This window comes from Streptomyces sp. WM6378 (genome assembly GCF_001279695.1).
Classification (GTDB): Bacteria; Actinomycetota; Actinomycetes; order Streptomycetales; family Streptomycetaceae; genus Streptomyces.
Window position 1 is genome coordinate 76,947 of record NZ_LGDD01000166.1, and the last position, 25,870, is coordinate 102,816.

Consider the following 25,870-nt stretch of genomic DNA (forward strand, 5'->3'; position numbering starts at 1 on the left):
GAGGTGCAGCGTTAGCCGGGCCGCTCTTCTTCCCTGCCGCTCCCTCGTATCGTTTCCGTATGAATATTTGCGTCTTCCTCTCCGCGGCCGACCTCGACGAGCGCTACACACGCCCCGCCCAGGAGTTCGCCGAGCTCCTGGGCAAGGGCGGGCACACCCTGGTGTGGGGCGGCTCCGAGAGCGGGCTCATGAAGGTCGTCGCCGACGGGGTGCAGCACGCGGGCGGCAAGCTCGTCGGGGTCTCCGTCGACTTCCTCGCGGCCAAGGCCCGCAAGAACGCCGACGAGATGGTCATCGCCAAGGACCTCGCCGAGCGCAAGGCGCTGCTGCTCGCCAAGTCGGACGCCGTCGTGATCATGGTGGGCGGCACCGGAACCCTGGACGAGGCCACCGAGATCCTGGAGCTGAAGAAGCACGGGAAGACCACCAAGCCGGTCGTCCTGCTGAACACCGCGGGCTTCTACGACGGCCTCAAGGAGCAGTTCCGCCGCATGGAGGACGAGGGCTTCCTGCCCGTTCCCCTCACCGAGCTGGTCTTCTTCGCCGAGGACGGCGTCGCGGCGCTCGCCTACCTCGAAGAGTCCCTCGGCATCCAGTAGGACGGGGACCAGTGGGAGCATGGCGGGTATGGCTACTCATCTGATCACCGGGGCCGGTTCCGGCATCGGCGCGGCCGTCGCGCGCCGGCTGCACGAGCGCGGCGACGAGCTCATCCTGCTCGCGCGCGACGCCGGACGCGCCAAGGAGCTCGCCGCCCGCTACCCGGGCGCCCGCACCCTCGTCGGCGACCTCGCCGACCCCGACCGCCTCTCCTGGGCCTTCGACAAGCAGCCGATGCCGGACCACCTCGACTCGCTGCTGCACATCGCGGGCATCGTCGACCTCGGCCCGGTCGGCGAGCTGCGCCCCAAGACCTGGCACCAGCAGCTCAACGTCAACCTGATCGCCCCCGCCGAGATCACCCGCCACCTGCTGCCCCAACTCCGCGCCTCGCGCGGCCACGTGGTGTTCGTGAACTCCGGCGCCGGCCTCAACGCGCATGCCGAATGGGGCGCGTACGCCGCCTCCAAGCACGGCCTCAAGGCGCTCGCCGACTCGCTGCGCCACGAGGAGCACGCCAACGGCGTCCGCGTGACCTCGGTCTACCCGGGCCGCACCGCGAGCCCCATGCAGGCCAAGGTGCACTCGCAGGAGGGCAAGGAGTACGACCCGGCGAAGTTCATCGACCCCGAGTCGGTGGCCACCACCATCGTGATGGCCATCGACCTGCCGGCCGACGCCGAGGTCAACGACCTCACCGTGCGCCCCGGCAAGTAGCCGGGACCGGGCGCCGCGCCCCGTTGCGTACGCTTCCGGGGTGAGCGAACAGAGCAAATTCCCCTGGGGGCCCGCCACCGGCGTCGGCTCGATGCCGGGCGGCGACGCGCGGGAGACCGCCAAAACCGTCACCGGATCGCTGATCGGGGCCGAAGGGGCGAGCGGCGACTTCCCCCACCTCGCGGAGCTGCCCGCGCGCGGGCCCGGCGCCGACATGATCGGGCGGACCATCGGGCTCCTCGTCGAGATGTACGGACACGTGGAACCCAGCGGCTGGCGCGTCAGCGACCGGCCCGGCCGGGACACCCGGCGGGCCAGGTCCTGGCTGGGCGAGGACCTCGACGCCCTGGAGGAGTTCACCCAGGACTACACCGGGCCTCTGAAGGTGCAGGCCGTCGGGCCGTGGACGCTGGCCGCCGCCCTGGAGCTCAGGAACGGCGAGCTCTCCCTCGGCGACCCCGGTGCCTGCCGCGACCTCGCGGGATCGCTCGCCGAGGGCCTGCGCGACCACCTCGCCGACGTACGCCGCCGGGTGCCCGGCGCCCAGCTCGTGCTCCAGCTCGACGAGCCCTCCCTCACCTCCGTGCTGCGCGGGCAGGTCCGTACCGCCAGCGGCTACCGCACCCACCGGGCCGTCGACCGGCAGGTCGTGGAGGCCACGCTGCGGGACGTCGTCGCCGTGCACGACGGCCCCGTCGTCGTCCACTCCTGCGCCCCCGACGTCCCGTTCGCCCTGCTGCGGCGGGCCGGGGCCGCCGGGGTGTCGTTCGATTTCTCGCTGCTCACCGAGCGTGATGACGAGCAGATCGGCGAGGCCGCCGAGAGCGGCATCAAGCTCTTCGCCGGAGTGGTGCCGGGCACCGACGGCCCATTGTCAGACCCTGCCGGTAGCGTCATGGGTGTCAGGACGCTGTGGCGCAGGCTGGGGCTGAATCCGGGGACTCTGGGCGAGTCCGTGGTGATCACCCCGGCATGCGGTATGGCGGGTGCGTCCCCGGCCTATGCCCGGGCCGCGCTCGCCCACTGCGTCCGGGCGGCGAGATCGCTCGCGGACAACCCTGAGTGACGGGGAAGACGGGAAACGGGAGGACATGACGGTGGCTGGCGAACAGAACGCAGCGGTGCCCGCGGAGGCACGGGAGAAGCACGCGCTCCTCGCCGAGCAGATCGAGGCGCACCGCTTCCGGTACTACGTGAAGGACCAACCGGTCATCAGCGACGGGGACTTCGACAAGCTGCTCCGCTCGCTTGAAGCGCTGGAGGACGAGCACCCCGAGCTGCGCACGCCCGACTCGCCGACCCAGAAGGTGGCGGGTGCCTATGAGACGGACTTCGCCTCGGTCGAGCACCGCGAGCGGATGCTGTCCCTGGACAACGCCTTCGACGACGAGGAACTGGCCGCCTGGGCCGAGCGCATCGCCAAGGACGTGGGCACCGCCGACTACCACTACCTGTGCGAGCTGAAGGTCGACGGCCTCGCCGTGAACCTGACGTACGAGCACGGCAGGCTGACCCGCGCCGCCACCCGCGGCGACGGCCGCACCGGCGAGGACATCACGCCCAACGTGCGCACCATCGCCGACATCCCGGACCGCCTCAAGGGCGACCGCATCCCCGAGCTCGTCGAGATCCGGGGCGAGGTCTACTTCCCGATGGAGGCCTTCGAGGGTCTGAACGCCCGCCTGGTCGAGGCGGGCGACAAGCCGTTCGCCAACCCGCGCAACGCGGCGGCCGGTTCGCTGCGCCAGAAGGACCCCAAGGTCACCGCGACCAGACCGCTGCACATGGTGGTGCACGGCATCGGCGCCCGCGAGGGCTTCGACATCGACCGCCTCTCGCAGGCGTACGGCCTGCTGCGCGAATGGGGCCTGCCGACCGCCCAGCGCAACAAGGTGGTCAAGTCCCTCGAAGAAGTGCGGCAGTTCATCGCCTACATGGGCGAGAACCGGCACTCGGTGGTGGAGCACGAGATCGACGGCGTCGTCGTCAAGCTCGACGAGATCCCCCTTCAGGGCCGCCTCGGCTCCACCGCGCGCGCCCCGCGCTGGGCCATCGCCTGGAAGTACGCGCCCGAAGAGGTCAACACCAAGCTCGTCAACATCCGCGTGGGCGTGGGCCGTACCGGCCGCGTCACGCCCTACGCCCAGGTCGAGCCGGTCACCGTGGCCGGCTCCGAGGTCGAGTTCGCCACCCTCCACAACCAGGACGTCGTCAAGGCCAAGGGCGTCCTCATCGGCGACACGGTGGTGCTGCGCAAGGCCGGTGACGTCATCCCGGAGATCCTCGGCCCCGTCGCCGACCTGCGGGACGGCAGCGAGTACCCCTTCGAGATGCCCGCCGAGTGCCCGGAATGCGGGACCGCGCTGCGTCCGATGAAGGAGGGCGACATCGACCTTCGCTGCCCCAACGCCCAGTCCTGTCCCGCCCAATTGAGGGAGCGGCTGTTCTACCTGGGTGGCCGCAAGAGCCTCGACATCGAGAACTTCGGGTACGTCGCGGCCGCCGCCCTCACCAAGCCGCTTGAGCCCGCCACCCCGCCGCTGCTCGACGAGGGCGACCTCTTCGACCTCACGATGGATCAGCTCCTGCCCATCAAGGCGTACGTCCTCGATCAGGACAGCGGACTGCCCAAGCGCGACCCCAAGACCGGCGAGGAGAAGGTCGCCCTCGTCTTCGCCAACATGAACGGGGAGCCGCGCAAGAACGCCGTCTCGATGCTGGAGAACATCGCGGCCGCCAAGGAGCGCCCGCTCGCCCGCATCCTCACCGGGCTCTCCATCCGCCACGTCGGCCCGGTCGCCGCCGAGGCGCTGGCCCGCGAATTCCGCTCCATCGACCGCATCGAGCAGGCCACCGAGGAGGAACTCGCCGCGGTCGAAGGCGTCGGCGGCATCATCGCGGCCTCCCTCAAGCAGTGGTTCGCCGAGGAGTGGCACCAGGAGATCCTGCGCAAGTGGAAGGCCGCCGGCGTCCGCATGGAGGACGAGAGCACCGGCGAGGACGAGGGGCCGCGCCCGCTGGAGGGCCTCACCGTCGTCGTGACCGGAACTCTTGAGCGGCACACCAGAGATGGCGCGAAAGAGGCGCTGCAGAGCCGCGGAGCCAAGGTCACCGGTTCCGTTTCCAAGAAGACCTCGTTCGTCGTCGTCGGCGACAGCCCGGGTTCCAAATACGACAAGGCGATGCAGCTGAAGGTTCCGGTTCTGGACGAGGACGGCTTCGCCGTTCTGCTGGAACAAGGGCCGGACGCGGCAAGAGAAGCCGCGATGCCCAACGCTCCAGAGGGGGAATGAGACGCAAAGGAGGGTAGTAACAGGGGGCCTGGAGGCTGCGCGGAGTCACCCGTTCGGCGCATAGCAGACCGATGCGGGTGGCTGGGTCGCATTCGGGCAAGAGCTGTAGACCGCTGCCCGACAGAGCCTTCTGCGGCCTACTGTTGAGATGTGCGCCTGTCGTGCACGGCTGATGGCCCCTGCTCGTGGAGCGGTTGGGGTTCAACACCAGTCGTGGTGGCATGACATCGGGGCCATCGCGTGCACGGGCACTGCCGGCTGTGAGAGGGACGGGAATGAAACCGACCGAGAGCACCGCCCCGGCCGTGAGGCTGCGCGGGTTCACGGGATTTTCGTCCAGACTGACGGCCGTTGTCACAGGCCTCGCGGGCGTGGTCCTCGCCACCGGCTTCTACCGGGCCGTCCAGCAGGGCGACGCCCTGTTCCCGAGCGGGACGACGGGCTGGTCGCTCGCCGTCCTCACCGGCATCATCGTGGGCCATCTCGTCGCGCTCGGCCGCGAGCGCTGGTGGGGCGGCACCGGCTCGGGAGCCGCCCTCACCATCGCCGTGCTGCTCCTGTACGGGTGGCTGCCGGCCGCGCTGGTCAGCCTGGCCGTGGTGGTCCTGGTCGGCGCCGCGCGGCGCAACCGCTGGCGCCAGGGCGTGCTGCACGGCGCCGTGGACATCCTCGGCATAGGAGCCGCGGGCCTGGTCCTGTCCGCCTTCGGCGTCGTCCCGGGCGTGGCCCACCCGTGGTGGCCCACCCAGTGGAGCATCGCCACCGCCCCCGAAATCGTGCTCGCGGCCGGTGCGTATCTGCTGATCACCAGGATGCTGCTCTGGTACGCGCTCGCGCCCCGCGGCGGCGGGCTGCCAACCGTCGCCCGCACGGCCCTGCTCAGGCAGGGTCTGGTGGCGGTCGCGCTGCTCGGGATCGCCCCGCTGATCTGCGTCGTCGCCATGTCGGTGCCCGTGCTGCTCCCGCTGTTCGCGGTGCCGCTCGTCGCCCTCGACTCGACGCTCTGGATCGCCCGGGCCCGCGCCGAGGAGCAACTGCGCGACCCGCTCACCGGCCTCCCCAACCGCCAGTGGCTCCTGGAACGCACCTGGTCGGCCCTGGAAGAGGCGGAGAACGCCGGCACCCGCTCCGCGCTCGTATTGATCGACCTCGACCGCTTCCGGTCGGTGAACGACACCCTCGGACACCTCGCCGGAGACCGTCTCCTCCTCCAGATAGCCGAACGGCTCAAGACCGCTCTGCCGCGCGGCGCCGAGGCGGCCAGGCTGGGCGGCGACGAGTTCGCCGTGCTACTGCCCGTCTGCGACTCCGCGACCAGCGCCATGCGGACAGCCCGCGGTCTGGTCGCCGAGCTGTCCTCGCCGCTCGACCTGGACGGGCTGACCCTCGTCCTGGAGGCCAGCGCGGGCGTCGCACTCTTCCCCGACCACGCGCTGGACGCCGAGGGGCTGCTGCGCCGGGCCGACGTCGCCATGTACCAGGCCAAGCGGGACCGCACGGGCGTGGAGGTCTACGAGTCCAAGCGGGACTCCAACACCCCGGACCGGCTCGGCCTGTTGGGCGATCTGCGACGCGCGCTCGACGCCGGGGACGTGGAGCTGCACTACCAGCCGAAGGTCCAGTTCGACGGCCAGGTGGCGGGGCTTGAGGCGCTGGTGCGCTGGGTGCACCCGGAGCGCGGGCGGGTCCCTCCGGACGAGTTCATCGCGATCGCCGAGTCCAGCGGGCTGATGCCGCACCTCACCGAGTACGTCCTGGAGACCGCGCTCGCCCAGGTGGCGCGGTGGCGGGCCCAGGGCCTCAAGGTCCCGGTCGCCGTCAACGTGTCCCCGCGCGACGTGCACACGCCCGGCTTCGCGGGGGCCGTCGCCGCCCGCCTCGCCCGGCACGGCGTCCCGGCCGGCGCGCTCCAGCTGGAAATAACGGAACACGTCCTCCTGGAGGACCCGCAGCGGGCCGCCGACACCCTGGCCGGGCTGACCGGCCACGGAGTGAAGATGTCCCTCGACGACTTCGGTACGGGGTACTCCTCGCTGGTGCACCTGCGGCGGCTGCCGGTCAGCGAGTTGAAGATCGACCGGTCGTTCGTGGCCCGGCTCGCCATCGACAACGAGGACGCGGAGATCGTCCGCTGCACCGTCGATCTCGCCCACTCGCTGGGCCTGTTGGTGGTCGCGGAGGGCGTCGAGGACGACGAGACGTGGGAGCGGCTGCGGGACCTGGGGTGCGACGCGGTGCAGGGGTGGCTGGTGGCCGCCGCGATGCCGCCCGCCGAGGCGACGGCCTGGCTGCTGGCCCGGGGCGACTCCGGGTGGCATCGGCCCGCCGAGATCGCGGCGGCTGCCGCGGCGCGGGCGGAGGCGGAGGCCCAGGGTTCCGGGCAGCCCGTCCAGTGACCCGGGCCCCCGTCCTGGGGCTCCGCCCCAGACCCCGTTCGCGCCTGAAGGGCGCTCGTCCTCAAACTCCCCCAAGGCCTCAAGGGCCAAGGGGGACCCCATGACGGGCTGAAGTGCCCCGCTGCGGGCCAGCACCAGCCCTGCCAGGGGCGCGGGGAACTGCGCGACCAGCCACGCACGGTCTGCGGGTGAAGGCGGGTCTTAAGGGGCGCGAGGAACTGCGCAATCAGTGGGTCCCCGCGCCCCCGGGCTGCGCCTACGCCCCGTGGGCCGTTCCCGCGTACCGCTGTACAAACCGCGTCCCGCTCGCCGCCGTCACCGTGACGTCGTAACTGCCGTCCCGCAACGGCCAGTTGACCGAGGAGTGGCCCCTCGCGGGGACCCACACCGTGCGGCTGGCGCGGTCGTCGGTGATGGTGAACGACACCTCGCTCGTGCCCTCGTTGCGGAGGCGGAGGGCCAGGGTCCGGTCGCTCAGCACGGCGGTCGCCGAGGGGAGCGGGGCCGGGGCGTCGTGGTGGGTGAGCGTGCCCGAGAAGCGGCGGACGAAGCCGTCGGCGCCGTGGACCGTGAAGTCGTAGCGTCCGTCGGTCTCCGAGGTCTCCCAGACGTATGTTTTCGACGCGGCCGGGGCGACCGTGAACGGCGTGCCCGTGAAGGGCTTCACCGCGTTCGGCAGCACCGTGAAGTGGAAGGCGGCCTTCCCGTGGTTGGCCAGGGTGCAGGTGACCCGGCCGGTCGTGCGGTTCACCGCGACATCGGCCCAGGGGCGGTACGGCAGGGGGCGGTGCGGACGGGTGCCCGGCTCCTGGGTGGGCATCGACTGGGCCCCGTTCGGGGGCAGTTTGACGGCGGGCAGTGCGTTGGCCGCGTCCGCCTTGGCCATCAGGGCGACCGTGTCGGGGAGCTTGGGGATCGAGTAGTCGGGCCGCGTGAAGTCGAAGCAGGTCGTCAGGTCGCCGCACACCGCGCGGCGCCAGTCCGAGATGTTCGGCTCGCGCACCCCGGTCACCAGCTCCAGGAAGCGGAGCACCGAAGTGTGGTCGAATACTTGGGAGTTGACGTATCCGCCGCGTGACCACGGGGAGATCGCCCACAGGGGGACGCGATTGCCCAGGCCGATCGGGCGGCCCGCCGCGAACTCGTCCGGAGTGCCCGGCTCGGGGAACGGCGGCAGCACATGGTCGAAGTAGCCGTCGTTCTCGTCGTACATGACCAGGAAGACGGTGTGCTTCCACACCTCCGGGTTCGAGAAGAGCGACTGGAGGGCCTGGTCGACCCAGTGCGCGCCGTAGTCGGGGCCCGCCGAGGGGTGCTCGCTGAACAGGTACGGCGCCACCAGCCAGGACACCGTGGGCAGCGTCCCGTCCTTGCAGTCCTTGTCGAAGGCCGCCGGGTCGAACTTGGTCATCGCGTTGACGTAACGCGGGTCGCTGGTGGGGAAGTTGTGGAACTGCTTGAAGTACGACAGCGCGTTGTCGTCGTAGTCGCCGTACCGGTCGTCCTTCGACGGGTTGTGGTAGACCCGCCAGCTGATCTTGGCCGCCTCCAGGCGCTCGGCGTACGTCGTCCAGTCCGCGACCGGGTTGTCGGTGACCGGGGTGTTGTCCGTCCAGGGCCCGGTCGTGCCGTCCTTGCCCGGGCCGCAGGTGCCCGACCACAGGTAGAGCCGGTTGGGGTCGGTGGGGCCCGCCTGGGAGCAGAAGTAGCCGTCGCAGAGGGTGAACGCGTCGGCGAGGGCGTACTGGTAGGGGATGTCCTCGCGGGTGAAGTAGCCCATGGTGCGCTCGCCCTTGGCGGCCACCCACTTGTTCATCGCGCCGCCGTTGATCGCGGTGTGGCCGGTGCCCCAGTCGTGCGGGAGGCCGCCCGCGTTCTGGGCGTTGTACTTCGTCGTGTCCATCCGGAACGGCAGCGTGAAACCGTCCGAACGGCCCGCGTCGGGCTGGCGGAATACGGAGTCGCCGCTCGGGAAGGTCAGCGCCTGGCGGTCGTCGAAGCCCCGGACGCCGCTGAGGGCGCCGAAGTAGTGGTCGAAGCTGCGGTTCTCCTGCATCAGGACGACGACGTGCTTGACGTCCTCGATGCTGCCCTTGGGGCGCGGGGAGGCGGTCGCGGGTTCGGGCAGGCCGACGGCGGCAGCGGCGGCGGTCGCGGCGGACGCGCCCACGAAGGCGCGGCGGCTGAGCGGAGTCATGACGGAGGAATCCTTCGGGTCAGGATCGGCTGCGGGACGAGGCGCGGGCCGGGCGGGCGGCGAAGGGACGTGCCGCGGGCCCGGCGAAAGGGTGGCTCGGCGGAAGTCGGCTCGGCGGAAGGCCGCTCAGCGGACGGTGAACGTGACGGCCGGCGCCGCGTGGTCCGACGGCCAGCCGTTCCCTGCGGTGTCCGGGACCGGCTTCGGCCACCCCGTGACCAGCGCGTACGCGGCCTCGACGTGCAGCGGCCCGGCGTACTGGAGCTGGTCGATGCGGTCCTGCGGCTCTCCGGGGCGCACCGGCGACCAGGTCGTGCCGGGCTCGCGCGACGGGTTCGGGTGCGCCTCGCGGAAGGCGTCGCGCAGCCCGGCCGCGCCGAGGGCGACCGTCACCGGCCAGCGCACCTTGGTGGCCCGGTCCAGGTGCGAGGGCGAGGCGAGCCCTGCCGCAAGGACGACCGGCGTGTTCCGCGCGGCCAGGTCGCCCTTCATCGCGGTGAGCAGCGCGGTCGTCTGCCGGTACCGGACGCCGGCGAGCTCGGCCGCCTCGACCTCGGCGGGGGTGCGCCCGTCCCGTACCGCATAGGGCCCGTACGCGGCCTCGTCCAGCTGGGCCGTCCACAGCCGCAGCCGCCGCCCGCCCGGGAGTTGGAGGGTCGCCGCTGCCGCTCCGGCCAGGGGCGAGGCCACCTCCGTGAGCGGGAAGCGGCTGACGATGCCGAGCCCGGCCGGGGTGTCATAGGCATGCCATCCCAGTGCGTCGGCCAGAGGCTTGGCCGAGGCGCCGCCCGTCTCCTGGAGCGCGAGCACGTCGAGGCCCTGGCCGAGGACGAGCCGCAGCAGCTTCTGAGGTACGTCGTCGACGTGCGCGCCGGCGTCCCAGAGGTTCAGCGAGGCGATGGTCAGACGCGGCCGGGCCCCGGCGGCGCGCACCGGCACCTGGACGGTGACGACGTCGTTCCCGCCCGCACTGTCCTTGACCGCGACCGTGATCCGCCCCGGGTGCGCGCCCGGCCGTGCGGGCGCCGTCCCGGTCACCGCGCCGTCGGCGCCGACGCCCAGCCAGGAGTCGCCGGACAGCCGCCGGAACGACGGGGCCCCGGCGGGGTTGCCCGGCGGTCGCACCCACAGCGGGCCGAGCGGGATCGACACGGGTGAACCGGCCGCGTACTCCCCGGTCGTGAAGGAGTCGACGACGGCGTGCGGCGGCACCACCGGCGGCCGCGCGGTGATCGTGATCGGCGGGGTCTGCGCGAGGATCCCGTAGCCGTCCTTGGCCAGGAGGTAGGCGGTGTACACGCCTTCGCCGAGGCCCGAGGCGTCGAGCGTGAGGTCGCCGGAGGCGGCCGCGACGTACGACCAGACCAGCGAGGAACCGGTGCCGGGCTTGCGGTCGCCGTCGTAGATGCCGATCCAGTTCTTGGGATCGGGGGCGTCGGTGGTCCAGTGGAAGGAGAGCCGGTCGCCCTCGCGGGGGCTTGCCGGCGCGACGAGCCGGACGGTACTGACGGGGGACACGGAGGCCTGGTCCTCTCGATGGACGACGTGGTGAGGCGAGTTGGCTGGACAACTTCGCCAAGTCAGCCAGTCGTCCGCACACGCGATGTGAACGGAGCATGACCAAATGTGGGAGATCCTCGGACGGGCCGGGAAGAGCCCGGCGACGCGGGCCGGGGGCGGTGACCGAGGGTGAGCGGGTAATCCGTTTCGTGGTGAGGGTGGTGCGCCCCATAGGATTGGGCCCAAACCACACTCACTCACCCCTGAGGATCGCTGCATGCCTGGCATTACGCGCGAGGAGGTCGCCCACCTCGCCCGGCTGGCGCGTCTGGAGCTGAAGGGCGAAGAGCTCGACCACTTCGCCGGACAGCTCGACGACATCATCGGCGCGGTCGCCCGCGTCTCCGAGGTCGCCGACCAAGACGTACCCCCGACCTCCCACCCGCTGCCGCTGACCAACGTCATGCGCGCGGACGAGGTCCGTCCGTCGCTCACCCCCGCGCAGGCGCTCTCCGGCGCCCCGGCCCAGGAGCAGCAGCGTTTCAAGGTGCCGCAGATCCTGGGGGAGGACTAATCACATGACGGACATCATCAAGCTCACAGCGGCTCAGATCGCGTCGAAGATCGCGGCCGGCGAGCTCACCGCCGTCGAGGTCACCGAGGCCCACCTGGCCCGCATCGAGGCCGTGGACGAGAAGGTCCACGCCTTCCTGCACGTCGACCGCGAGGGCGCGCTCGCGCAGGCCCGCGCCGTCGACGCCAAGCGCGCGGCCGGCGAGAAGCTCGGCCCGCTGGCCGGTGTGCCCCTGGCGCTGAAGGACATCTTCACCACCGAGGGCATCCCGACCACCGTCGGCTCGAAGATCCTCGAAGGCTGGATCCCGCCGTACGACGCGACGCTCACCAAGCGCCTCAAGGACGCGGACGTCGTCATCCTCGGCAAGACCAACATGGACGAGTTCGCCATGGGGTCCTCCACCGAGAACAGCGCCTACGGCCCGACCGGCAACCCGTGGGACCTGACCCGGATTCCGGGCGGTTCGGGCGGTGGCTCCTCCGCGGCCCTCGCGTCCTACGAGGCCCCGCTCGCCATCGGCACGGACACCGGCGGCTCCATCCGCCAGCCCGCCGCCGTCACCGGCACCGTCGGCGTCAAGCCGACCTACGGCGCGGTCTCCCGCTACGGCATGGTCGCCTTCTCGTCCTCCCTCGACCAGGGCGGGCCCTGCGCCCGTACGGTCCTGGACGCGGCGCTCCTGCACGAGGTCATCGCCGGGCACGACCCGCTCGACTCGACGTCCATCGACGCGCTGGTCCCGCCGGTCGTCGAGGCCGCGAAGAACGGTTCCGTCGCCGGGATGCGCGTCGGCGTCGTCAAGCAGTTCTCCGGCGAGGGCTACCAGGCCGGTGTCGTCCAGCGCTTCAACGAGTCCGTCGAGCTGCTCAAGTCGCTCGGCGCCGAGATCGTCGAGCTGGACTGCCCGTCCTTCGACCTGGCGCTCTCCGCGTACTACCTGATCGCGCCGTCCGAGTGCTCCTCGAACCTGGCCCGCTTCGACGCCATGCGCTACGGCCTGCGGGTCGGCGACGACGGCACCAGGTCCGCCGAGGACGTCACCGCGCTGACCCGCGAGGCCGGCTTCGGCGACGAGGTCAAGCGCCGCATCATCCTCGGTACGTACGCGCTGAGCTCCGGCTACTACGACGCGTACTACGGCTCGGCCCAGAAGGTCCGCACCCTCATCACGCGCGACTTCGAGAAGGCCTTCGAGCAGGTCGACGTGATCGTCTCGCCGACCACGCCCACCACCGCCTTCCCGATCGGCGAGCGCGCCGACGACCCGATGGCGATGTACCTCGCCGACCTGTGCACCATCCCGACCAACATGGCGGGCAACGCCGCCATGTCGCTGCCCTGCGGCCTCGCGCCGGAGGACGGGCTGCCGGTCGGGCTGCAGATCATCGCCCCCGCCATGAAGGACGACCGCCTGTACAAGGTGGGCGCCGCTGTCGAGGCCGCCTTCGTGGAAAAGTGGGGTCACCCGCTGCTTGAGGAGGCTCCGTCGCTGTGAGTGCACTGACCAAGGCCAAGGGTTTCAAGAAGTCCAAGGCCGGTACGTACCTGTCCATCGGCACCACCGCGTTCGGCGCCATCAGCGTGGTCAAGCAGGCCAAGAAGGCCCGCACCGACCACGACACGCTGAAGCTGCTCGACGCCGTCGTCTCCGCCGCCGCCATCGCCACCGGCGTCGCCCTCCTGCTGCGCGAGCTCAAGCGCATCGGTGACGACGACGTCCTGTTGGGCTGAGAGGGAAGTTTTTCACCGTGACCGTTACTGATCTGGTCTCGTACGAGGACGCCCTCGCGTCGTACGACCCCGTCATGGGCCTTGAGGTCCACGTCGAACTCGGCACCAAGACCAAGATGTTCTGCGGCTGTTCTACCGAGCTGGGCGCCGAGCCCAACTCGCAGACCTGCCCCACCTGCCTCGGCCTGCCCGGCTCGCTGCCGGTCGTCAACGCGATCGGCGTCGAGTCGGCCGTCAAGATCGGTCTCGCGCTGAACTGCGAGATCGCCGAGTGGTGCCGTTTCGCCCGGAAGAACTACTTCTATCCGGACATGCCGAAGAACTTCCAGACCTCGCAGTACGACGAGCCGATCGCCTTCAACGGCTACCTGGACGTCCAGCTGGAGGACGGCGAGATCTTCCGCGTGGAGATCGAGCGCGCCCACATGGAGGAGGACACCGGCAAATCGACGCACGTCGGTGGCGCGACGGGCCGCATCCACGGCGCCTCGCACTCGCTCCTGGACTACAACCGCGCGGGCATCCCGCTCATCGAGATCGTCACCAAGCCGATCGAGGGCGCGGGCGAGCGGGCCCCCGAGGTCGCCAAGGCGTACGTGGCCGAGCTGCGCGAGGTCATCAAGGCGCTCGACGTCTCCGAGGCCCGGATGGACAAGGGCCAGATGCGCTGCGACGTGAACCTGTCGCTGCGCCCGCACGGTGTCGAGAAGTTCGGCACGCGTTCGGAGACCAAGAACGTCAACTCGCTCCGCTCGGTGGAGCGGGCGGCCCGCTTCGAGATCCAGCGGCACGCGGCCGTGCTGTCCTCCGGCGGCACCATCGTGCAGGAGACCCGTCACTTCCACGAGGAGGACGGCTCCACCACGTCGGGGCGCATCAAGGACAACGCCGAGGACTACCGCTACTTCCCCGAGCCGGACCTGGTGCCGGTGGCTCCCGCGCGCGCGTGGGTCGAGGAACTGCGTGCGGGACTCCCCGAGATGCCCCGCGTGCGGCGCAACCGGCTCCGCGAGGAGTGGGGCGTCAGCGAGCACGACATGCAGTCGATGCTGAACGCGGGCGCGGTCGACCCGATCGTCGCGACGATCGAGGCCGGGGCGGACGCGGCCGGTGCCCGTAAGTGGTGGATGGGCGAGCTCGCCCGCAACGCCAACGAGCAGGGCGTCGCCCTGGACGAGTTGCCCGTCACCCCGGCGCAGGTCGCCCGGGTCGTCGCGCTCGTCGCCGCCGGCGACCTCAACGACAAGCTGGCTCGCCAGGTCATCGAGGGGGTCCTCGCGGGCGAGGGCGACCCGGACGCGGTCGTCGAGAAGCGCGGTCTGAAGGTCGTCTCGGACGAGGGTGCGCTGGGCTCCGCCGTGGACGAGGCGATCGCTTCCAACGCGGCCATCGCGGACAAGATCCGGGGTGGCAAGGTGGCGGCGGTCGGCGCGCTGGTCGGTGCGGTCATGAAGACCACGCGTGGTCAGGCCGACGCGGCGCGCGTCAAGGAGCTCATCCTGGAGCGGCTGGGGGTCGAGGGCTAGCCCTCACGTCTCCGTCCCTCAAGGGGCGGTCTGTTCCGGCGAGTTGCCCGGGGCGGGCCGCCCCTTCGGTTTCCCCACCCCGCCCCTTCCCCTAGACCCTCCGGGGGTGAAAGGTGTTCCCGGGGCTCCGCCCCAGACCCCGTTCGCGTCTTAAGGGCGCTCGTCCTCAAACTCCCCCAAGGCCTCAAGGGTCAGGGGGGACCCCCATGACAGGCTGAAGATGCCGACCCGGGCCGGCACCATCCTGCTAGGGGCGCGGGGAACTGCGCGAGCAGGTCTCGCGGTCCGCGGGGGGTCGAACCCACCCCCACCCTCACCGGGCCCGCAGGGCCCCACCCCCGAAGGGGAAACCGGGTTGGACTTCCGGAGGGAGGGCTTGGACGTTCATCCGGGGGCCGGGGCGGGGCCTTCTGGGGGACACCCCGGGTCACTACCGTTCCCCCCGTACCCACCACACCGCTCGGGAGGACCACTTGACCACGGACAACGCAGCCGCAGCCGCCGCCCCCGGCATCTCACGGCGCCGACTGCTCGCGCTGAGCGGCGGCGCCCTCGGCGCGGCCGCCGCCGGCTCGCTGCTGCCGCCCTCGCTGCAGACGGCGATGGCCGCCGGGCCGCCCGCAGGTGGGCTGAGCGCGGTCAAGCACGTCGTGATCCTCATGCAGGAGAACCGGTCCTTCGACCACTACTTCGGCACCTTGCGGGGTGTGCGCGGTTTCGGTGATCGCAATGCCCTTCAACTCCCCAGCGGCAGGCCCGTGTTCGAGCAGCCCGGGGCGCTCGGCAGCACCGTCCTTCCCTTCCCCGTGCGTGGCGCCGCCGCCACCCAGCACCAGGACCTCCAGTACATAGGCGCCCTCGACCACTCCTGGAGCGGCGGCGCCAAGGCCTGGAACGGCGGCTGGATGGACAACTGGGTCTCCGCCAAGACCTCGGCGACCATGGCCTACTACGACCGCCAGGACATCCCGCTGCACTACGAGCTCGCCGACACCTTCACCGTCTGCGACGCCTACCACTCGTCCATCCACAGTTCCACCAGCCCCAACCGCAACCATCTGTGGAGCGGCAAGACCGGGTACGAGGCCAACGGCCAGCGGGCCGTCGGCAACGACGCGTACGACGAGGGCACCCATCCCGGGTACGGCTGGGGCACCTACGCCGAGCGGCTCGAAAAGGCCGGGCGCAGCTGGAAGACGTACACCGAATGGGAGAACTTCACCGACAACCAGATCGAGTTCTTCACCACCTTCAAGGCGATCGCGCGGAAGGTGCTCGCCAAGACCGGTGGGCACACCTTCATGGAGTCCTTCTACTCCGTTGTACGCGACACCACTGACAACGCCGAGCGGCAGAGGCTTCTGGGGCTGCTCGACGAAGGGGTCGCCACCCTCACCAAGGCCGAACGCAGCCTCTTCGAGCGGGGGTTGAGGCGGGTGCCCACCGGCACGCTCGCCGACGCCTTCGGCAAGGACGTGGCCGCCGGCACCCTGCCCGAGGTCTCCTACCTGGTGCCCTCCGCGCTCGACTCCGAGCATCCGAGCGTCTCCTCGCCCGTGCACAGCGCCACCATCGTCTACAAGGTGCTCGACGCGCTCGGCAAGCACCCCGACGTCTGGCGGCACACCGTCGTCCTCGTCAACTACGACGAGAACGACGGCTTCTTCGACCACGTCCCGCCGCCCGTCGCCCCGCCCGAGGTGGCCGACGAGCAGTGGGAGGGCAAGCCCACCGGGCTCGGCGCGCGGGTGCCGCTGCTCGTCGTCTCGCCGTGGAGCGTCGGCGGCTACGTCTGCTCCGAGGTCTTCGACCACACCTCCGTGATCCGCTTCCTGGAACAGTGGACCGGGGTGCGCGAGCCCAACATCAGCGCGTGGCGGCGCACCGTCACCGGCGACCTCACCTCCGCCTTCGACTTCAAGCGGGGCAGGCCGCAGCCCGCCGTGACCCGCCCCGGCCCCATCCCGCCGCTGAGCGGACGCTGGCGTCCCGAGCCGCCCGCCCAGCAGCACATGCCCGTACAGGAAGAGGGCACCCGGCCCGCCCGGCCGCTGCCGTACCAGCCGGATGCCTACGCACGGGTCGCCGACGGCGCCCTCCAGGTGCAGCTCAGCAACAACGGCCGGGCCAGCGCCCACTTCGCGCTCTACCCGTACGCCAAGGAATTCGCCGCACCCCAGCACAAGGACGTAAGGGGCAAGGCGCAATGGAGCGTGCCCCTTACCGGCGGCGCGAACGGCGCCTACAGGTTCACGGTCACCGGGCCGAACGGGTTCCGGCGGGAATTCGAGGGAGCCGCGGCCGCGGACGCCGCCGAGGTGACCACGTACCTCGACCACAACGACCGCGACGTCCACCTGACGCTCCGCAACCGCGGCGACAGGCCCGTCACCTTCGTCGTGAGGCCGCTCGGTTACGCCGACGAGGCCGATCTGCGGGACTGGAAGCGGACCGTCACGGTCAAGCCCGGGCGCAGCCGCACCGTGGTGCACTCCGCCGCCGACGCGCACGGCTGGTACGACCTCGAAGTGACCGCGGACGGCGGCGGCCCGTTCCGCAGGCGCCTGATGGGCCACATCGAGAACGGCCGCCCGAGCATCTCCGGCTGACCCCGACCGACGGCAGCGGTCACCCGGGGGATGCCCCCTGGGTGGTCGTGGCGGGCTGCGGCGACGAGCCGTCGTTGCAGCCCGCCAGACCGCCCATCGAGAGGAGAACCGCGAGCGCCGCCACAACCACCAGGTGCCGTCGCTCATTTGACTTCACGTCAGCTACCCGTCGCGAGGATCGTCGCCGAATTGCGCAGCGTGGCGTCCACCTGCTGCTTCACCTTGGCCAGGTCCTCGGCGTGCTCCTCGATGTACCGGTTCTCGTAGGCCGTGAGCACTGCCCACCAGATGCCGACGACATTGGTCTGCTGCTTGCAGGCGACATCCGCGCGGGCCGTCGCGATCTCCGTAGGGCTCGGCTGGGGGGAGCGCCACGCCGGGTCGTTCACGGCGTCGTCGGGGCTCTTGTACGTATACCCCTTGCCTTTCATGCACGTACTCCAGGCGCCGAACGCGTCCTGGACCCGGCTGTCCGACTTCGATTGCTGATACGGCCCGAGCATGACGTTCGCGGCGTCCAAGATCCCCACTCCCGGCGCGCCGCCCTTGGTCAACTCGGCTTCCACCACGGCATTGCAGCCGCCTTTGGGGACGGAATGGCCATTGATGTTCGGACCTTTGTACGTGCCGGTGAAGACCGACTTCTCGACCGGGGTCGGATCGCCACCCGTGTCGGATTTCTTTCCGCCCGTGGAGCCGTTCTTGGAATGATCGTCGGGCGAGTGGTATCCGTACTGCGAGGCACGGTTCGCGTCGACGATCAGGAACAGTGTGTCGAGTTTCTGACCGACGGGCGCCGGGTCGATCACATCGCTGCCGTGCCAGTCGATTCCGTATTGCGTCATGCAGCGCCGGGCCAATACGCGCTGGGCATTGAGGGTGTCCAGATACTGCTGCTGATTGAGGGTGTACGCGTCCAGTGGCAGCGGTTTGATCTCCGATGCGTCGGTGATCTTCGGAATGGCGCCGGTCTTCGGCTGTTCCGCTTTCTGGGCCGGGCCCGAACAGCCCGCGGCGAGCAGCAGCGCCACGGCCGCCGCCACCGCGAGGGGCGGGCCCGATACCCTGGGGAGCCTGGCCGGCGGCGCCGCGCCCGGGCGCCCTCCCTGTGGAACTCGCGCGTCCATGGCCACCTTTCAGACTTCGTGCCCGCAGGGACTTGGGGTGCGGAGCAGCCGGTTCGCCGGCCGGCCGCCGCCGCGGACCGTGCCCTGGTCCGCGGCGGCAGCAGAGTGGGGTCCGGTCAGCTCCACTCGATGGAGCTGGCGCGATCGTTCATCGCGTTGCCGACATAGCTGGAGTCACCGACGAACCCGTACGTCGCGCCCGTGCGGTTGTTGTCCTCGTACAGCTTGGTGTAGCAGTTCGCGTAGCTGCGGAACGAGGAGATGACATCGTTCCAGCCGCCCGGCATGGAGTTGATGTAGAAGTCGACGTCCGAGGTGGTCGCGGTGCAGGTGCCGCCGGTCACGGTGTACGTCGCGCCCTGGAAGTTGGCGTCGACGAACTCGATGCCGATGACGGTGGCGGCCGGGCCGAGCGTGGTGGTGGCGGGGGTGGTCGCGGCCGAGGCGGGGGTGGCGAGGCCGGTCAGTGCGGCGACTGCGACGCCGGCTACGGCTAACACGTATCTGGATCTCACAGCGAATCTCCTTCAGTGACTTGAGAAATGACGTGAGGCCGAGCTTTCGTGCTCTTTTGTTGCACGGTTCCGGCCGGAGACCGCTGTGTCCCGGGATGTCTCCCAGGGCAGGAGAACCGTAAGTGGTGTGGTTCGGCCGGTCAATGGAGACTTTGCGGAGTCTGTGCCTCCATGGGAGCAAAGGAACGGCAGGGGCGGCGGATATCGGGAAATCTTGGCCGGATCCCGCGAAGGAGTGGATGGATAAATCTGTCCGGAGCGGTCAATTCCCTTGAGTAGAACCCCAGTTGAAAAGGGTAGGTAAAGATCGTGTGCTTACGGGTGTCCCCTGTACCGCGCGTTCACGACAGCCGTGATTCGGCCACACTGCTCTTCGATCGCCCCGGGAATTCCCTCTTGACGCGGCCGGTCCCGCACATCAAGCTGGCGCCCGATCCCGCAAGCGGACCGGGCGGCTACCTGGCAGGCGGACCGAATGGCAGACAGTTCCACGCCCGAATCGGGTATTCCGACCGCCCTGGACCCCGATATGCCGGACAAGCGAGCCGGTCCGCCGGACGTGCCCGCACCGCCTTCCGCCGAACCTCGACTTCCGCCTTCGGCGTCGGCTCTGATCAGGCGTCAGCGCATTCTTCTGATCGTCACCGCGGGCGCGGCACTGCTGTCCGTCGGCGGGCTCGTCGCCTCGGTCTTCGTCCGTTCCCCGGACCAGGACGCCGCCGGGCGCCGGGCCCCCGACCCCACCGTGCTCACCGCCCCGGTGCAGCAGCGTGTCCTCACCAAGTCGGTGATCCTGCGCGGCACCGTCGCCGCGGGCGGCAGCGTCAACTTCACGCCCGTACAGGGACAGTCCCAAGGGGCCGGGGCCAGTGCGCTGCTCCTGACCGGGATCCGCAAGAAGGCCGGCAGCGCGGTGGCGCCGGGCGACGTCCTCGTCGAGGTCTCCGGGCGGCCCGTCATCGCGCTGTCCGGGCCGGTCCCCGCCTACCGGGACCTGAAGCCGGGCGACACCGGCAAGGACGTCGGCGAACTCCAGGACGCGCTGCGCCGCCTCGGGTACGCCGACAGCGACCCGGCGGGCACCTTCGGGCCGCGCACCAAGACCGCCGTCGCCGCGCTCTACGCCGACCGCGGCTACGACCCGCCCGACACCGGCGGCCCGCACGGCGCCGCGGACCAGCAGCCACTCGCCGCGGCCCGCCAGGCCGTCACCACCGCGCAGCGCGCCGTCACCGCCGCCCGCGCGACCCGCGACGGCGCGAAAGGGGCCGCCGCGATCTCGGCCGCCACCACCCAGCTCGGTTACGCCCAACAGGACCTGTCCACCGCGCAAAAGGCGCTCGACGACCTCGTCGCGCACACCGGGGTGATGCTCCCGCTCGCCGAGTTCACCTTCGTGCCCGCCTTCCCCGCCCGGCTCTCGGCCGTCAACGCAGCCGTCGGCTCGGCCGTCGCCGCGCCGCTGCTCACCATCGACTCGGGGCGGCCCGTGGTGACGACCGTCCTCACCCAGGACCAGAAGTCGTCGCTGCGCGAGGGCATGAAGGTCCAGCTCTCCGCTGAAGTGCTCGGCCAGGAGGCCAAGGGCGCCATCACCGCACTCGGCGCGTACACCACCGGATCATCCAACTCCGGCCAGCGCAACGGTAGTTCGGGCAGTGGCGGGCAGAGCGGCTCGTCCGGCGGCGGCCAGGACGGCGGCGGCGACACCCCGCAGACGCGGGCCGGCTACCCGCTGACCGTCACCCCGGACACCGAACTCCCCGCGCCCTGGCTCGGCCTCGACGTGCGGGTCACCGTGACCGCCGCGTCCAGCGACGGGCCGGTCCTCGTCGTGCCCGCCACCGCCGTGAGCGCGGGCGCCGACGGCCGCACCTCCGTGACCGTACGCGCCGCCTCCGGCGCCCAGAACCGCATCCCGGTCACCGCGGGCATGGACGCCGGCGGGTACGTGGCCGTGACGGCCGCCCAGGGCTTCCGGCTCGCGGCCGGGGACGCCGTGGTGGTCGGCCAGTGAGGGGCCGGCGGTGGCGAGGCGGGCCGGCGGGAGAAAACCCGCAGGGCCTGGGGGCGCGGGCGGACGAGCCGGCGCGCACCGGCGCCCCCGCCGTCATCGGCCTGGCCGCCGCCGCCCGGACCTACCCCGGGCCGCCCCCGGTGCACGCGCTGCGGCCCACCGATCTCACCGTCCACCGCGGCGAGTACATCGCCGTGGTCGGGCCCTCGGGGTCCGGGAAGTCGACGCTGCTCAATGTGATCGGCCTCGTCGACCGCCCCACCGGCGGGCGCTACCGGCTCGACGGCATCGACACCGGCGGCCTGCCCGAGGCCGACCGCACGGCCCTGCGCGGCCACCGCATCGGCCTCGTCTTCCAGGCCTTCCACCTGCTGCCGTACCGCACCGCCACGGAGAACGTCATGCTCGCCCAGGTCTACCTCGGCACCCCGCGCGCCCGACGGCGTACCGAGGCGGTGGACGCACTGCTCGCCGTCGGCCTCGGGCACCGGCTCGACGCGCTGCCCTCCGCCATGTCCGGCGGCGAGCGCCAGCGCGTGGCCATCGCCCGCGCGCTGGTCAACCGGCCAAGCCTGCTGCTCTGCGACGAGCCCACCGGCAACCTGGACTCGGCGTCGGCAGGGCGGGTCATGAACACGCTCGACGCCCTCAACGGCAGCGGCATCACCCTCGTCGTCATCACCCACGACCCGGCCGTCGCCGCCCGCGCGCGGCGCACCATCACCATCCGCGATGGTCAACTCGCCGAAGACAGCGGCGAGTTGAGCGTAGGGAGTCCGGTATGAGGAGGCCCGCCCGGCGCCCGAGGCACCCCGGCAGCCCCCGTACCCGGATGGTCTTCAGGGACCTCGCGGCCGAATCGGTGGCGGGCATCCTGCAACGCCCGGCCCGTACCGCGCTGACCGTGCTCGGCACGCTGCTAGGCGTCGGCGCGTTCGTGGCCATCCTCGGGCTCACGGCCACCGCGCGCGGCCAGATCAGCTCCGACTTCACGGTGCTCGCCGCCACCCAGGTCACCGTGAAGGACGTCGGCGCGCCCGACCCGGGGCAACAGACCGGCGCGGCCACCCGCTACGACTTCCCCGACGACGCCGACCAGCGTGCCGGGCGACTCAACGGCGCCGTCCACGCGGGCACCTACTGGCAGGTGTTCAAGACTCCGCCCGCCGTCTCCACCCGCTCGGGACCCGCCGGCGCGGCGGCCGCGGGCGCCGAAGGCCTCACGGTGTACGCGGCGAGCCCGGGGCTGCTCCAGGCCGTCGGCCCCACGCTCGCCGGCGGCACCCTCTACAACACCTTCCACGACAGCCGACGCATGCACGTCGCGGTGATCGGTTCGGCCGTCGCCCGCCGCCTCGGCATCAGCAGTCTCGCGGCCCAGCCCGCCGTCTTCGTCAACGGCACCCCGTACACCGTCGTCGGCATCCTGCGGAACGTCGAGCGGCTGCCCAACCTGCTGCTCTCGGTGATGATCCCCGACCGCACGGCCCGCGCCGACTACGGCGACCCGGCGCCCGACTACGCCGCCACCATGCTCATCCAGACCCGCGTCGGCGCCGCCCGGCTCATCGCGAAGCAGGCCCCGCTCGCGCTCCGGCCGGACCGCCCCGACCACCTCCAGGCCGTGCCGCCGCCCGCACCCCACACGCTCCAGGACAGCGTCACCGGGAGCCTCGACTCGCTGTTCCTGCTGCTCGCGGGCATCACTCTGGTGATCGGCACCGTCGGCATCGCCAACACCACCCTGGTCTCCGTCCTGGAACGCACCGGCGAGATCGGCCTGCGCCGCTCACTGGGCGCGCGGCCCCGCCACATCGCCGCCCAGTTCCTCACCGAATCCGCGGCGCTCGGCACCCTCGGCGGCCTGCTCGGCACCGCCGTCAGCATCGTGGTCACGCTCTCGGTGGCGCTCGCCCACCACTGGACGGCCATCCTCGACCCGTGGACGACCCTGCCCGCCCCGCTGATCGGCACCCTCACCGGTCTGCTGGCCGGCGCCTACCCCGCGCTGCGCGCCGCCCGAATCGAACCCGCGGAGGCCCTTCGGCGCTGAGTCCGGGCCCTTCGCCCCCATAGGGGGAGGGGTCCTGTGAGGAACGCCACGAAAGCGGCAAACGATCTCTATTGACTGCCAGAGTGGCTGACGCGCATCCTGCGCACCGCCGTTCTTTGCGGGCTGTTCCCGGTCAAAGAGCCACAAAAACATCCGGGAGCACTCTGTTGGCCGCCCTCGCGCGCTGGTGCGTCAGGCACCGCCTCGTCGCCGTACTGCTCTGGCTCCTCGCGCTCGGCGCCACCACCACCGCGGCGGCCGTCGCCGGCTCCGCCTACTCGAACGACTACGAGGTCCCCGGCACCGAGTCCGGCCGCGCGAGCACCCTGCTCGACGCCGCCTTCCACGGCCGGGGCGGCGACACCGACTCCGTCGTCTGGCACACCCACTCCGGCTCGGTCCGCGACAGCGCCGTACGGCAGCAGTTGGAGCGGACGCTCGCGCAGGTCGCGAAGCTCCCCGGCGTCGCCTCCGTGGCGGGCCCGTACGGGGCGGAGGGCGCGGCGCAGATCAGCGCCGACGGACGCACCGCGTACGCGACGGTCACCTTCGACGAGCAAGCCGACGACATCCCCAAGGCGCAGGCCAAGGCCGTCGTCGACACGGCCGGGGCCGCCGCGTCCGACTCGCTCGACGTCGAGCTCGGCGGCAGCGCGGTCGGGCTCACCGAAGCGCCGTCCGCGCACCTCAGCGAGGCCGTCGGCGTGGTCGTCGCGGCCGTCGTGCTGTTCCTCGCGTTCGGTTCGTTCGCCGCCAGCCTGCTCCCGATCGCCACCGCCCTTGTCGGCGTCGGCACCGCGTACGCGGGCATCGGACTGCTCGGCCACGTCATGACCGTCGCCGACTTCGCGCCCATGCTGGGCATGCTCGTCGGGCTCGGCGTCGGCATCGACTACGCCCTGTTCATCGTGACCAGACACCGGCGCGCGCTGCGCCAGGGCATGGGTGTCGAGGAAGCGGCCCGCACGGCCGTCGCGACCACCGGCCGGGCCGTCGTCTTCGCGGGGGCGACCGTCTGCATCGCCCTGCTCGGCATGCTCGTCCTGCGCCTGGGCTTCCTCAACGGCGTGGCCGTCGCCGCCTCCCTCACCGTCGTCCTGACCGTGGCCGCCTCCGTCACGCTGCTGCCCGCACTGCTCTCGTTCATCGGGATGCGGGCGCTCAGCCGCCGTGAGCGGCAGGGGCTCGCCGAACACGGCCCGCAGCCCGAGCCGCCCACCGGGTTCGCCGCCCGCTGGGCCGCCTTCGTGGAGCGCCACCCCAAGCTGCTCGGCGTGATCGCCACCGCGGTCATGCTGGTGCTCGCGCTGCCCGCGCTCTCCCTCCACCTCGGCACCTCCGACCAGGGCAACAACCCCGCCAAGAGCACCACGCGCAAGGCCTACGACCTCCTCGCGGACGGCTTCGGGCCCGGCGTGAACGGGCCGCTCGCCGTGGTCGCCGAGCTCGAAGGCCCCGGCGACCGGCTCGCGATGGAACGGCTGCCCGACGTGCTGCGCGCCACCGGCGGCGTCGCCTCGGTGAGCCCGGTGACGTACAACGGCAGCGGCAGCACCGCCGTCCTGACCGTCGTACCGGACTCGGCACCGCAGTCGCAGCGCACCAGCGACCTCGTCGACCGGCTGCGCCACGAGGTGCTCCCCGCCGCCGAGCGGGGCAGCTCGCTCAAGGCGCAGGTGGGCGGTGTGACCGCCGGCTACGACGACTTCGCGGCGATCATCGTCGGCAAACTCCCGCTGTTCGTCGGCGTGGTGATCGCGCTCGGCTGCGTCCTGCTGCTGCTCGCCTTCCGCTCGATCGGGATCCCGCTCAAGGCGGCCGCGATGAACGTGGCGGCGGTGGCCTCCGCGTTCGGCATCGTCGTCGCGGTCTTCCAATGGGGCTGGGGCAGCGAACTCATGGGCCTCGGCCGGTCCGGACCGATCGAACCGTTCCTGCCGGTGATCATGGTCTCCGTCCTCTTCGGCCTGTCCATGGACTACCAGGTGTTCCTGGTCAGCCGGATGTACGAGGAGTGGCTGGAGACCCGCGACAACCGGCGGGCGGTCCGGGTCGGCCTCGCCGAGACGAGTCGCGTGATCAACTCTGCTGCCGTCATCATGATTTCGGTCTTCCTCGCGTTCGTGCTCAGCGGCGACCGCGTCATCGCCATGTTCGGCATCGCGCTCGCGGCGGCCGTCGCGCTCGACGCGTTCGTCCTGCGCACCCTGCTCGTGCCCGCCCTCATGCACCTGCTCGGCGGCGCCAACTGGTGGCTGCCCGCCTGGCTCGACCGGCGACTCCCCAGGATCAGCATCGAGGCCCCCGAATGCCGCCGTGCGAAGATCCCGGAGCAGCCGGCGGCCGACCGGGCCGACCAACTCGTGCCCTAGCAATCGCTCAGACGGATCAGATGGAGGAGTGGGATGTTCGCAGTATCTCTGGGGGACGACGGGGCCGAACTCCGCCCGCTGGAGCCGTGGCAGGCCGAGGAGTTCCTCGCCCACATGGACCGGGGCCGCGAGTTCATCGGCACTCACATCGCCCTGCCCGACTTCGCGACCGACCTGCCCTCCGCGCGCGCCTTCCTCCAGGGGTACGCGGACAAGACGGCCGCCGACGCCGGGCGCATCTACGGCATCTGGCTCGACAGCACGCTGGTCGGCGCCGTCATCTTCCGGACCTTCGAACCGGCCCAGGGCAACTGCGAGGTCGGCTGCTGGCTGGAGGAGGCCGCGGTCGGGCGCGGCCTGATCACCCGGGCCATCACGACGCTGATCGACTGGGCCGTGGACGTACGCGGGATGCACCGCGTCGAGTGGGTGGCGTCCGCCGAGAACACCGCGAGCACCAACGTCGCCCGGCGGCTCGGCATGACCAAGGACGGGGTGCTCCGCGAGAGCTACCTCTACCGAGGGGTGCGGCACGACAGCGAGATCTGGGCGGTGCTCGCCGACGAGTGGCGGGCCGCGCGGGGGGGGCGGGCGGGGGGCTGAGCCCGGGGCCGGGTTAGGGTTTGGGGAGGGGGGGGGG

General features: G+C 71.3%; 19 protein-coding genes. 15 read left to right on the forward strand and 4 right to left on the reverse strand.

What is annotated here, in order from left to right; genetic code table 11:
• Positions 1-59 precede the first annotated feature (59 nt).
• The 5 genes from ADK54_RS15610 to ADK54_RS15630 all read left to right on the forward strand — a co-directional run bounded on the left by ADK54_RS15610 (position 60) and on the right by ADK54_RS15630 (position 7,006).
• Entirely contained in the window at positions 60-599 is a 540-nt protein-coding gene (locus tag ADK54_RS15610) for a TIGR00730 family Rossman fold protein (protein ID WP_053726233.1), read from the forward strand.
• A 19-nt stretch (positions 600-618) separates the two neighbouring features.
• Positions 619-1,317, forward strand: coding sequence for an SDR family oxidoreductase (locus tag ADK54_RS15615; protein WP_053726234.1), 699 nt, complete (start codon positions 619-621; stop codon positions 1,315-1,317).
• A 40-nt stretch (positions 1,318-1,357) separates the two neighbouring features.
• Positions 1,358-2,383 carry a methionine synthase gene (locus ADK54_RS15620; protein ID WP_078966404.1) on the forward strand — a complete coding sequence of 342 codons (1,026 nt, stop codon included), beginning with the start codon at positions 1,358-1,360 and terminating at the stop codon, positions 2,381-2,383.
• Positions 2,384-2,408: 25 nt separating this feature from the next.
• A complete protein-coding gene (gene ligA, locus ADK54_RS15625) occupies positions 2,409-4,610 on the forward strand; it encodes an NAD-dependent DNA ligase LigA (RefSeq protein WP_420717312.1) in 2,202 nt (733 codons plus the stop codon).
• A 275-nt stretch (positions 4,611-4,885) separates the two neighbouring features.
• The gene (locus ADK54_RS15630) at positions 4,886-7,006 is read left to right on the forward strand and encodes a putative bifunctional diguanylate cyclase/phosphodiesterase (RefSeq protein WP_053726235.1); all 2,121 of its coding nucleotides are present in this window, start codon (positions 4,886-4,888) and stop codon (positions 7,004-7,006) included.
• A gap of 256 nt (positions 7,007-7,262) precedes the next feature.
• On the opposite strand, the gene ADK54_RS15635 is transcribed toward ADK54_RS15630, so the two are convergent.
• Positions 7,263-9,203 carry a phosphocholine-specific phospholipase C gene (locus ADK54_RS15635; protein ID WP_053726236.1) on the reverse strand — a complete coding sequence of 647 codons (1,941 nt, stop codon included), beginning with the start codon at positions 9,201-9,203 and terminating at the stop codon, positions 7,263-7,265.
• Positions 9,204-9,329: 126 nt separating this feature from the next.
• Positions 9,330-10,721, reverse strand: coding sequence for an endonuclease/exonuclease/phosphatase family protein (locus tag ADK54_RS15640; protein WP_053726237.1), 1,392 nt, complete (start codon positions 10,719-10,721; stop codon positions 9,330-9,332).
• Between the two features lie 259 nt (positions 10,722-10,980).
• On the opposite strand from ADK54_RS15640, the gene gatC reads away from it, so the two are divergent.
• From gatC to ADK54_RS15665, 5 genes are all read left to right on the forward strand, one after another.
• The gene (gene gatC, locus ADK54_RS15645) at positions 10,981-11,277 is read left to right on the forward strand and encodes an Asp-tRNA(Asn)/Glu-tRNA(Gln) amidotransferase subunit GatC (RefSeq protein ID WP_003966094.1); all 297 of its coding nucleotides are present in this window, start codon (positions 10,981-10,983) and stop codon (positions 11,275-11,277) included.
• A 4-nt stretch (positions 11,278-11,281) separates the two neighbouring features.
• Positions 11,282-12,775 carry an Asp-tRNA(Asn)/Glu-tRNA(Gln) amidotransferase subunit GatA gene (gene gatA, locus ADK54_RS15650; RefSeq protein WP_053726238.1) on the forward strand — a complete coding sequence of 498 codons (1,494 nt, stop codon included), beginning with the start codon at positions 11,282-11,284 and terminating at the stop codon, positions 12,773-12,775.
• A complete protein-coding gene (locus ADK54_RS15655; RefSeq protein WP_053726239.1) occupies positions 12,772-13,011 on the forward strand; it encodes a hypothetical protein in 240 nt (79 codons plus the stop codon). The genes gatA and ADK54_RS15655 overlap by 4 nt, the downstream gene beginning before the upstream one ends.
• A 17-nt stretch (positions 13,012-13,028) precedes the next feature.
• Positions 13,029-14,537 carry an Asp-tRNA(Asn)/Glu-tRNA(Gln) amidotransferase subunit GatB gene (gatB, locus tag ADK54_RS15660; RefSeq protein ID WP_053726240.1) on the forward strand — a complete coding sequence of 503 codons (1,509 nt, stop codon included), beginning with the start codon at positions 13,029-13,031 and terminating at the stop codon, positions 14,535-14,537.
• Positions 14,538-15,049: 512 nt separating this feature from the next.
• On the forward strand, positions 15,050-17,146 hold the full coding sequence (locus ADK54_RS15665) for a phosphocholine-specific phospholipase C (RefSeq protein WP_053726257.1): 2,097 nt from the start codon (positions 15,050-15,052) through the stop codon (positions 17,144-17,146).
• Positions 17,147-17,304: 158 nt separating this feature from the next.
• On the opposite strand, the gene ADK54_RS15670 is transcribed toward ADK54_RS15665, so the two are convergent.
• Positions 17,305-18,177 (reverse strand): hypothetical protein, encoded by an 873-nt coding sequence (locus ADK54_RS15670; protein ID WP_159047774.1) that lies wholly within the window; start codon positions 18,175-18,177, stop codon positions 17,305-17,307.
• Between the two features lie 212 nt (positions 18,178-18,389).
• The gene (locus ADK54_RS15675; RefSeq protein ID WP_159047775.1) at positions 18,390-18,788 is read right to left on the reverse strand and encodes a hypothetical protein; all 399 of its coding nucleotides are present in this window, start codon (positions 18,786-18,788) and stop codon (positions 18,390-18,392) included.
• A 475-nt stretch (positions 18,789-19,263) separates the two neighbouring features.
• Here ADK54_RS15675 and ADK54_RS15680 point away from each other — a divergent pair, with 475 nt between their 5' ends.
• The 5 genes from ADK54_RS15680 (at position 19,264) to ADK54_RS15700 (ending at position 25,833) form a co-directional block, all read left to right on the forward strand.
• Positions 19,264-20,805 carry a peptidoglycan-binding protein gene (locus tag ADK54_RS15680; RefSeq protein WP_078966405.1) on the forward strand — a complete coding sequence of 514 codons (1,542 nt, stop codon included), beginning with the start codon at positions 19,264-19,266 and terminating at the stop codon, positions 20,803-20,805.
• Between the two features lie 47 nt (positions 20,806-20,852).
• Positions 20,853-21,590 (forward strand): ABC transporter ATP-binding protein, encoded by a 738-nt coding sequence (locus ADK54_RS15685; protein WP_420717314.1) that lies wholly within the window; start codon positions 20,853-20,855, stop codon positions 21,588-21,590.
• Between the two features lie 47 nt (positions 21,591-21,637).
• A complete protein-coding gene (locus ADK54_RS15690) occupies positions 21,638-22,858 on the forward strand; it encodes an ABC transporter permease (RefSeq protein ID WP_234392081.1) in 1,221 nt (406 codons plus the stop codon).
• 167 nt (positions 22,859-23,025) lie between these two features.
• Positions 23,026-25,230 (forward strand): MMPL family transporter, encoded by a 2,205-nt coding sequence (locus tag ADK54_RS15695; RefSeq protein ID WP_053726245.1) that lies wholly within the window; start codon positions 23,026-23,028, stop codon positions 25,228-25,230.
• A 33-nt stretch (positions 25,231-25,263) separates the two neighbouring features.
• Positions 25,264-25,833, forward strand: a complete 570-nt coding sequence (locus ADK54_RS15700) for a GNAT family N-acetyltransferase (protein ID WP_053726246.1) — start codon at positions 25,264-25,266, stop codon at positions 25,831-25,833.
• Positions 25,834-25,870: the final 37 nt, after the last annotated feature.